The organism is Piscirickettsia litoralis (assembly GCF_001720395.1).
Classification (GTDB): Bacteria; Pseudomonadota; Gammaproteobacteria; order Piscirickettsiales; family Piscirickettsiaceae; genus Piscirickettsia; species Piscirickettsia litoralis.
Genome location: NZ_MDTU01000001.1, coordinates 1,094,012 through 1,102,908, shown reverse-complemented (window position 1 = coordinate 1,102,908; position 8,897 = coordinate 1,094,012). Strand labels below are relative to the sequence as shown.

Annotated in this window: 10 protein-coding genes and 4 tRNA genes; 9 read left to right on the top strand and 5 right to left on the bottom strand. The window is 39.0% G+C overall.

The window, feature by feature from the left end:
- Nucleotides 1-42: 42 nt before the first annotated feature.
- Nucleotides 43-609, bottom strand: coding sequence for a disulfide bond formation protein B (locus tag BGC07_RS05220; protein WP_069312241.1), 567 nt, complete (start codon nt 607-609; stop codon nt 43-45).
- Nucleotides 603-755 (bottom strand): DUF5993 family protein, encoded by a 153-nt coding sequence (locus tag BGC07_RS23820; RefSeq protein WP_394332129.1) that lies wholly within the window; start codon nt 753-755, stop codon nt 603-605. The genes BGC07_RS05220 and BGC07_RS23820 overlap by 7 nt, the downstream gene beginning before the upstream one ends.
- A 546-nt stretch (nt 756-1,301) precedes the next feature.
- On the opposite strand from BGC07_RS23820, the gene BGC07_RS05215 reads away from it, so the two are divergent.
- Nucleotides 1,302-1,946: a hypothetical protein gene (locus tag BGC07_RS05215; RefSeq protein ID WP_139121626.1), complete on the top strand. Its 645-nt coding sequence runs from the start codon at nt 1,302-1,304 to the stop codon at nt 1,944-1,946.
- 242 nt (nt 1,947-2,188) lie between these two features.
- On the opposite strand, the gene BGC07_RS05210 is transcribed toward BGC07_RS05215, so the two are convergent.
- Entirely contained in the window at nt 2,189-2,566 is a 378-nt protein-coding gene (locus BGC07_RS05210; RefSeq protein ID WP_139121625.1) for a helix-turn-helix domain-containing protein, read from the bottom strand.
- Nucleotides 2,567-2,706: 140 nt separating this feature from the next.
- On the opposite strand from BGC07_RS05210, the gene BGC07_RS05205 reads away from it, so the two are divergent.
- The 3 genes from BGC07_RS05205 to BGC07_RS05195 all read left to right on the top strand — a co-directional run bounded on the left by BGC07_RS05205 (nt 2,707) and on the right by BGC07_RS05195 (nt 5,258).
- Complete coding sequence (locus BGC07_RS05205; protein WP_069312238.1) at nt 2,707-3,060, top strand: DMT family transporter; 354 nt, start codon at nt 2,707-2,709, stop codon at nt 3,058-3,060.
- Nucleotides 3,057-3,374 carry a DMT family transporter gene (locus tag BGC07_RS05200; protein WP_069312237.1) on the top strand — a complete coding sequence of 106 codons (318 nt, stop codon included), beginning with the start codon at nt 3,057-3,059 and terminating at the stop codon, nt 3,372-3,374. The genes BGC07_RS05205 and BGC07_RS05200 overlap by 4 nt, the downstream gene beginning before the upstream one ends.
- 390 nt (nt 3,375-3,764) lie before the next feature.
- A complete protein-coding gene (locus BGC07_RS05195) occupies nt 3,765-5,258 on the top strand; it encodes a SulP family inorganic anion transporter (RefSeq protein WP_069312236.1) in 1,494 nt (497 codons plus the stop codon).
- A gap of 135 nt (nt 5,259-5,393) precedes the next feature.
- Here the strand turns inward: BGC07_RS05195 and BGC07_RS05190 are convergent, their stop codons facing one another.
- The gene (locus BGC07_RS05190) at nt 5,394-6,260 is read right to left on the bottom strand and encodes a LysR family transcriptional regulator (RefSeq protein WP_069312235.1); all 867 of its coding nucleotides are present in this window, start codon (nt 6,258-6,260) and stop codon (nt 5,394-5,396) included.
- Between the two features lie 122 nt (nt 6,261-6,382).
- Here BGC07_RS05190 and BGC07_RS05185 point away from each other — a divergent pair, with 122 nt between their 5' ends.
- The gene (locus tag BGC07_RS05185; RefSeq protein ID WP_069312234.1) at nt 6,383-6,985 is read left to right on the top strand and encodes a short chain dehydrogenase; all 603 of its coding nucleotides are present in this window, start codon (nt 6,383-6,385) and stop codon (nt 6,983-6,985) included.
- A 245-nt stretch (nt 6,986-7,230) separates the two neighbouring features.
- On the opposite strand, the gene BGC07_RS05180 is transcribed toward BGC07_RS05185, so the two are convergent.
- The gene (locus tag BGC07_RS05180; RefSeq protein WP_069312233.1) at nt 7,231-8,241 is read right to left on the bottom strand and encodes a DUF475 domain-containing protein; all 1,011 of its coding nucleotides are present in this window, start codon (nt 8,239-8,241) and stop codon (nt 7,231-7,233) included.
- A gap of 171 nt (nt 8,242-8,412) precedes the next feature.
- Between BGC07_RS05180 and BGC07_RS05175 the strand changes: the two genes are divergently transcribed.
- The 4 genes from BGC07_RS05175 (at nt 8,413) to BGC07_RS05160 (ending at nt 8,792) form a co-directional block, all read left to right on the top strand.
- Nucleotides 8,413-8,488, top strand: a tRNA-Gly gene (locus tag BGC07_RS05175).
- A 23-nt stretch (nt 8,489-8,511) separates the two neighbouring features.
- Nucleotides 8,512-8,597: transfer RNA gene (locus BGC07_RS05170), tRNA-Leu, on the top strand.
- A 35-nt stretch (nt 8,598-8,632) separates the two neighbouring features.
- Nucleotides 8,633-8,709 (top strand) — tRNA-Asp (locus BGC07_RS05165).
- Between the two features lie 8 nt (nt 8,710-8,717).
- Nucleotides 8,718-8,792 (top strand) — tRNA-Gln (locus BGC07_RS05160).
- Nucleotides 8,793-8,897: the final 105 nt, after the last annotated feature.

Sequence of the window (8,897 nt, the reverse complement as noted above, 5' to 3'; positions counted from 1 at the left end):
TTTTTTTAACTTGCTGTTTCTATTGTTATTATCCTATTTTTCTTAAGTTTGCCATAGGTATTGGGTTGGGTTGTCTGGGCATTGATAGAAGCCACACTCGAATAGAACAGCAATTAGGTTTAATACGATCAGAACTAAAAATAGTGTGGCAATGACTTTGCCTATTATAGTTAGGTTCCTTGCCTTACTTTTACTGATATCGTTGGTTCTAATGTGCTCGAGCAGTAAGCCTATCCCTATAAATATGGCAACGATAAAGAAAAGAATCGCTCCCCAAGTGTAAAAATGAATTCCTAGCACAGGAGAACCATATCCAGGGTCACCGGGCTTAATGTGTAATAATATTTGTCGTACGGAAATAGCGAGGCCAATCAATGTTGTTAAAAGCATGAGACCGTAGTGTGACGGCCTAGGTCCGTGTATAATATTCAGCAAGGCAATACAGCCTAAGGCGATAAAACACAAGCGCTGTAATAGGCACAGTGGACAGGGTAATTCCTTATAGGCGAGCTGAAAATAAAAAGCCATGATTAATAGGATAGACAAACCGCAAAGCAGCAAGGCATTAAAGACAATGTGTGTTTTGATTTCTGTGAAGTCTTTTACCATGACAGCCCCAAACTATCTGTAGAATGATGATTAAACCAAACCAGTGTGAGTACAAGGCAGCCGACAAATTGACTCTTGATAAACTGGGTTTTTTTAAAGAAAATTTGAGCATAAACAGCAAGATAGATGATAAATAAAAATGCCATCATTGTGGCATACTCCAAAGAGTATTGAGATAACCTTGATTTATGCAAGCTGTATGCCTGGTTGACAGCTTTTAAGGCGTTATTATTAATGTTTATCTCTAAAACTGAAAAATTTTAGAGAGATGGTGAGAGTGTTATGATTGTTTTAGAGTTTTGTGCATGAGTACACAGTTGTATCTCTAGGCAACTACATGTGACAGTAAGTTTTACTGATATCTAGGAGTAGAGCTTTTATTCCAAGTTTGCGTTAAAAGCAAAATAATTGGTTATATTTTATACAGTAGAGACTCCTCCACTAAAGGGATATGGAGATCTTCAATCTAAAACCAGTACCTTTTATCAAGTTAGGGAAAAATATCGGTTTAAGAGGGTAATTAATTTTATGTTCATGTTATAGATGTGTTTTATTGAAATATAAATTAAATCTCTATCTGTTTTCTTTTTAATAATTTAATTGAAATTTAAAAAAGATAGACAGATGCTTTCTATAGCTATGTTTTATTTTTACTGTCATTGACTTATTTTTATGATTTTGGAGTTATGAAAATGCCTATAGCTATACGAATGAACCATGGTGAGGTCAAAGCGAGAGGTGAAGGAAGCTCAGATGTGTTAGCAAGTGGACACAACGCATCTTTTCATGAAGATCAATGCCAATTTGGCGGTTGCATGGCAATTTATGTTAAATCTGATGACCTTTATGGGTTATTCCACCTGGAGTTAACGCAGAGAAATGGTGCATCATTTAAGAGTTGGATTCAAAAGATAAAACAACTCTCTCAAGGTGCTCCACTGTTATTTTATATAGGTAAACCTCATTCCTGCGACACTTATCCTGAAACTTCAGTACGAGGATGCTTGTTAAGACACTGTCGAGAAGCTGGTTTAGAGGTTGCTGATGATGCTGTCATTATGTTGGATATGAAGGGAGTGACCTATGTCCGGGTGGACAGCGATGAGATGTTGTTAACGGGGGCAAACCCTCAACCTATTCTTCTTATTAAGCCTTCTAAATACCAAACCGACGAAGAGTATATCATTGGGCGTGGTTTCAGTGTTGAACACTATAATCGTCTTGCAAAGGACGATCCCGATATTGGTCCTTTAAGGGAAGCACCACAACTTTTTAAAAAATTTTCTGAAACAGCACCTCAAGAAGGAGCTTCAAAAGTTGATTGTGCAGTTCTGTAATTTTTACCCTGCAGCTTCTAACCTAAACTTTTGTGATAAATCAACAGAGTATAAGGGGAGCTTTCTGGTGGTTGTGCCGTAAAGCCTCCATAAATTGGTCTTTAGCTGCTGTGATGCGAAAGTGCTGATTCATGGTTGTAGCGAATCGGCTTGGAGGTGTGTATTGTGAGTTTCCCAAATAGTCGTTACATTTTTCTTATTGGCTTTTCTTATGATGATATCTGGCATGATCGCTCATTTTTTCATTTTTGTTTATTAAAGAAGCCTTGGCTTTCTAGTAACGTGGCGTCGATACAGCGGATTAGAGAATTTTTGGTGTGTTTTGATAATGTGACTAGTTTAGAGCGCTTGTCTTCAGGGTTGTCAATTTCGATAATCGAACCGCGCTTAATGGCTTTATTTAAGTATTTTTGGGCAGTTTGGCTGCTGATGTTATGCATAAAGCGATAAGCATCTGTTTTACTTACGGGTTTATTTTTATTCCAGAGCTGAAAGAAGAGTGTTGCATAGTGGATGTTGGTATATTCCTCTTCATCGAACTCTTCGGCCCAAATTGCATCCATTTTTATATAGAAATCAATAAAGTGGCGGCGGTCGTGATCATTAAATGTCATAGTCATTGCGATATGTTGTGCCTTATCAGTTTTAAGTGATTCTATCAGTTTAAGCAATAATCTACAAAATTAGATATAAAAATAACTTTAAATTTATATCTAAATTTAGTAATATAATTATATCTTGATGTTATTGGAGAGTGATCATGGCTTGGCTGTACTTAGCTGTTGCGAGTATTACAGAAATTTTATGGGCTTTGGCATTAAAATTTACTAATGGCTTTCAAGAGGTTGCGCCTTCGCTGATCGTGGCGGTCTGTTTGGTGGTCAGTTTTTATTGCTTAGCGATGGCAGTAAAAACGATTCCTATTGGCACCGCCTATGCCATTTGGACTGGAACGGGGGCGGCGGGGACGGCATTGCTTGGCATGGTGATTTTTGATGACTCAACCGCTTTATTACGCGTGCTGAGTATCACAGCTATTATTGCTGGCGTAGTAGGCTTGAAATTATTTTCAAGTGATAAAAAAGAATTGAAAAGACAAGAGGTCATATCATGAGCGCGTGGGGATTTTTATTCTTAGGAGGTTTGCTTGAGATTGCCGGAATTACCTGTTTAAAGCTTAGTAATGGTTTTAAGAGGCCAGTGCCGACAGTGTTAATGTTTATTGAAATGGGGTTAAGCCTTTACTTATTATCTCATGTCTTTGGCGTCATTCCTGTGGGTACGGCTTATGCAGTATGGACGGGCATTGGTGCTGCAGGAATTGCGATTGTTGGGATGCTTTATTTTAAAGAGTCAAAAGATTGGCCGCGCTTGGTTTGTATCGGTTTGATTATATTGGGGGTTGTTGGCTTGAAATTAGCAGGCTGATATGAATGCTTATTGTCAGGTTATATGAATCGCCGGGGTAACAAAAATTTTAGGATATTTCTTGAGTTCTAGAATAAGCTTTGTTAGTATTCTGCTATCCAAGAACGATTGTATTTGATAAAGGATGCATTATGATAAAAATGCAGAGTATTGTTATGTTGAATTGCACTTCTTTTCTGATGAGTCCACCTTAGTCGCTCGGCCACCCTTTTCTCTTTGTAAAAATTAGAAAGCATATAATATATTTATTAAATACTGAAATTATTTTTTTATTAGTTTATTAATGCTAATTAATAATATTGGTTTTTATAGATATTACTTCCTGGTTTTTATCAATTTTATTAATATTTGCTAATTTTGACTATTTTTATTATAGCCTTGGATTTTATAATGAATAAAATAAAAAACTTCTTTTTGCCTGAGAGTGGTAAATTTTATATAGATACTTTTTCTGGATTTACTGTTGCTCTAGCTTTAATTCCCGAAGCCATTGCATTTTCACTCGTGGCACATGTTAATCCTACAGTCGGTTTATATGCGGCTTTTATTATGTGTTTGGTAACCGCTGTGATTGGTGCAAGGACGGGAATGATCTCCGGGGCAACCGGGTCGATGGCTGTTGTGATTGTCGCTTTGGTGAGTCAGTATGGTCTGGATTATTTATTTGTAACGATTATTTTAACTGGAATTTTCCAGGTTTTAATTGGAATATTTCACTTGGAACGTTTCATGAAAATACTGCCAAAATCGGTGATGATCGGCTTTGTAAATGGATTGGCAATTGTTATTTTTTTAGCGCAATTAGAGCAATTTAAATACAGTTCTGGAGGGGTTGAAGTATGGTTACATGGCTCTGCTTTGTGGCTAATGATCGCGTTAGTTGTATTAACGATGGTAATTTGTTATTTATTACCTAAATTCACTCAGCTTATTCCCTCTGCACTTGCTGCGATTGTTATTGTCAGCTTACTTGCCTATTTTACTCATATTGATACGCGAGTTGTTGCTGATATGGTGAGTGGCTCACATTTATCAGCAGGGTTACCAAGCTTTCATCTACCGAAATTTCCTTTAACATTAAATACACTGAGAGTGATTTTGCCTTACGCTATTATTTTAACTATTGTTGGTTTATCCGAATCGTTGATGACTTTGGCTCTAATCGATGAGATGACTGACACAAAGGGGCAAGCAGGTAAAGAATGCATCGCTCAGGGGGTAGGAAACATTATTTGTGGCTTTTTCAAAGGGATGGGAGGGTGTGCCATGCTTGGGCAAAGTATGATTAATGTTAATAATGGTGCGAAAGGGCGCTTGTCAGGGATTGTTGCAAGTATCACTTTATTACTTTGTATCGTGCTTTTTTGGCCATTGATCAAAATGATTCCGCTGGCCGCTTTAGTGGGGGTGATGTTTATTGTTGTGATAGAGACGTTTGAGTGGATGACATTGAATATCATTCGAAAGATTCCAAGGCATGATGCGGTTATTATTGTGACTGTAACTATGGTTACCGTGGCGACGAATTTAGCAACGGCGGTTATTATTGGCATAATATTCTCTGCGCTTGTTTTTGCTTGGAAAACTTCTCATAGCTTATCTGTTAAAGAATATATTAATAATCATCATGAAAAAGTCTATGAAGTAGACGGTATTTTATTTTTTGGCTCTATTGCTAAATTTAAAGCCAGTTTTAATTATGAACAAGGGCCGGATTATGTGGTGATTGATTTAAATAACTCTTATCTTGTTGATTATTCTGCAGTCAGTGCTTTGCAATTTATTCAAGAGCAGTATGACCGACATGGCAAGAGGGTAAGGATTGATAACTTAACGCCGAATTGTCAGAAACTCTTGGCAAAAGCAGGGTGTCAATCCGCTTAAGCATTAAATATTGCAGTCAGATGTTGAAGCTGCGTAGTGGTTTGACTAGAAAGTAGCAGCTTCCATTATTCCAAATATTATTGAATTTTTTCTTTAGTGATAAGCTCTTTAATCTGGTTGATTCTGTAGAGTTCGCTAAAACTTGATGGTTTTTATGAACTCAATAAACGCGGTAATTTTTTTAGAGGTAAACTCACTTCGTGCGTGAACCGCGTAGATAGGCTTGGGTTTTTCCCAATGAGACTTGAGTATGGGAACTAATTCCCCAGATGTGATTTGATCTTTTACAAGGTATTCTGAAAGATAAATAATGCCTAAACCATGTGTTGCGGCGTTGATTAAGCCCTTTATGCTATTGATGCTTAAAAGAGGGGTGACTTGTATGTTTTCTTTTTTAAGGCGCCATAGATTCGGAGGGCGAAAGTCTTGATGAGTCAGGCAAGGGGCGCTTCTTAAGTCTTGAATGGTATTAATTACATTATTTCGTAAAAAATAGGGGGCAGCAAAAAGTCCAATGGGTTTTTCTGTAAGGAGGTATGATTGATACATCTTTTCATCAATGTGACCAACACGGATTGCAACATCAATATTATTTTGCAAGATATCAATATAGTCATTTGTGAGGCTTAGGTTAATATTTAATTCAGGGTATTGCTCTTGAAATCTTGGTAGTATCTGTACCAAGATAGCCTCACCAAAGGGAACCGGTGCCGTAATATTTAACTGACCATCAACTCTTTCTTGATCCTCACCAATTGAATTTAATAGTGTGTTAAATTTTTCGTGTAGACGTTTACTTTCTTCATAGTAACGACGGCCTGCATCTGTGAGCGTTAGCTGTCTTGTGCTCCTGATAAGCAACTGGGTTTTTAGAGTATCTTCTAAATAGTTAATTTGTTTGCTAATCGTCGAAACAGAAGCGTATTTCTTAGCGGCAGCCTTAGAAAAGCTTTTATTATCAATGACTAATATAAAATTTTCAGTCGCAGTCCAAATATTCATATTTTCTCTTAAGGAAAAATTATCTTTCTTAAATTCTATATTATTTTCTTTTTAAGACAAGATTACAATCTCCTCAGAAAACAAATTAATCATTATTAACCAAACTTGAGGAGTTATACATTATGAAAATTCTAGTTGTTGGAGGCACAGGCTTAATTGGTCAAGCAGTCGTTTCAGAGCTTAAAGACTGTCATGACGTGATTGTTGCAGGCTATAGTGATGGTGATGTTCAAGTGGATATTACTGATGTTTATTCAATTCAACAGATGTATCGCCAAGTAGGGCCTGTTGATGCAATCGTTGCGACTACAGGTAAAGTTACGTTTGCTCCTTTAGAAAAATTGCAGAGTACAGATTATCAGCTGGGTCTTGATAATAAGCTAATGGGGCAAGTCAATTTAGTTTTAGAAGGCATTGAGAATCTTAACCCGGGTGGCTCTTTTACACTGACCAGTGGCATTTTAAATATTGATCCTATTGCCCAAGGTATGTCCGCTGCAATGGTCAATGGTGCAGTGGAAGGTTTTGTTAGGGGGAGTGCCATTGAAATGCCGAACTCATTACGTATTAATGCGGTTAGCCCAACTGTGGTTGAAGAGGCGCTTGGAGTCTATCAAGATTACTTCAGGGGCTTTAAGTCTGTACCCGTGAAAGAGGTTGCTTTAGCTTTCTCTAAAAGTATTGAGGGCAAGCAAACCGGTCAGGTTTATAGAGCTGGGTGGTAATTATTATAACATCGATATAAAAGCAGGAGCCTAATTTAATAGGCTTTTGTTGCAATGAATGAAGCTTGCTTCCGGTAATATATATTTGAGAGAAATGTTATGAAAACCATACGCCACATTATTGTGCACCCTAAAAGGAAATCTTTTATCGTATTAAATATAAAAGCACTAAAGATCAAGAAGTGTGAACAGCTTTTAAAAGATGAAAAAGCTTAGGTTCGCATCTTGATCTACAACGGAAGATATCAGCCTTTGATTCTTCTCTCAATGTAAGAATGTAAGCAAGCGATAATGATTAAACCGATACCAACGGTGCCGGTGATCGCTTCAGGGACATGATGAAACATCTTAATAAACATCACGCAGGCTAAGAAGCCGATAGCATAGTGTGCACCGTGCTCTAAATAAGGGAAGGCAGACAGGGTTTTTTTCTCAACGAGGAAAATAGTCAGCGAGCGGACAAACATCGCGCCGATGCCAAGGCCAATCATGATGATAAAGATATTCGTTGAGATGGCAAAAGCGCCGATGACACCATCGAAACTGAAGCTCGCATCTAAGAATTCAAGATAGATGAAACTAATTAAGCCGCTGCGAACCAGTGTTTGTCCGGCTGAGGGCTGTTGATTAAAGAGCATTCCCATCACTTCGAGCAGTTCATGTAGAACGATGCCAGAAAGGTAGGCCAGGGCGACCTGCCAGTTCTGAGTGTAGTAAATTAGTATCATGCCGCCCACTAAAGCAAGTAATAGTGAGATGCCAGGGATACCCGAGGCTTTTTTCATTGCTCGGTTGGCTTCCAAGAACGGGACCCAGTGGACATCTTTGTCTTCATCAAAGAAGAAGCCGAGGAAAACTTTCAATAAGAAAGCCCCTCCAAAGGCGCTGATCATTGGCATACCGACTAAAAGGGCTTCGTGATAGGCTTTGGGATCACTGGTGGCGAGATGAAAGACTTGGACAAAGCTCAATTGAGTGGTCATATCAACGAGGAGAATAGGGAAAACCAAGCGCATACCAAAGACGGCGATGGGTAAACCGACGTAGATAAACAGCTTGCGCCAAAACATCGGCATTTCTTCTAATACTCGGGCATTAATGACTGCATTGTCAAAACTGAGTGATATCTCTAATAGAGCGAGGACGGCGGTGATATAGACGGCGGTGAGAGGGTGTTCATGGCCGACAAAAAATGCGGCAATGAGACCAGCAATAGTGACAAGAAGAGAGCCATAGAAGTATTTTAAGTTTGCCATCAGGCGGACCTTTTGTTAGTTGAGTGGTACAAGGCTGATTCTAATATGGGGACTCGCTTTGGTCCATGAGTTTTCCAGCTTAAAATGTATGTCTCTCAAAAAACATTAGAAATTTTCAAAAAAGGTGTTGACTCAAGGAATTTAATCCGTATAATTCCTCTTCGTTGTCAGGCGGGAATAGCTCAGTTGGTAGAGCACAACCTTGCCAAGGTTGGGGTCGCGAGTTCGAGTCTCGTTTCCCGCTCCAAAGATTTTGCTTGTAAAAGCATTGCCCGAGTGGCGGAATTGGTAGACGCAGGGGATTCAAAATCCCCCGGTTAATAGCCTTGTCGGTTCGAGTCCGACCTCGGGTACCAATTAAATTAGAAGAACAACAACGAAGAGTTTACGTGGACCGGTAGTTCAGTTGGTTAGAATGCTTGCCTGTCACGCAGGAGGTCGCGGGTTCGAGTCCCGTCCGGTCCGCCACGTTTACTTGGGGTATCGCCAAGCGGTAAGGCACCGGCTTTTGATGCCGGCATCCCCTGGTTCGAATCCAGGTACCCCAGCCAAATTTTTAGCCACCTCATTCAGGTGGCTTTTTTATTCCCTTATTAATCACTTAGGGCTGTATTCCTTACTGCTTGCGGCGGAGATGGGGAAATTCAGTTTGGCGC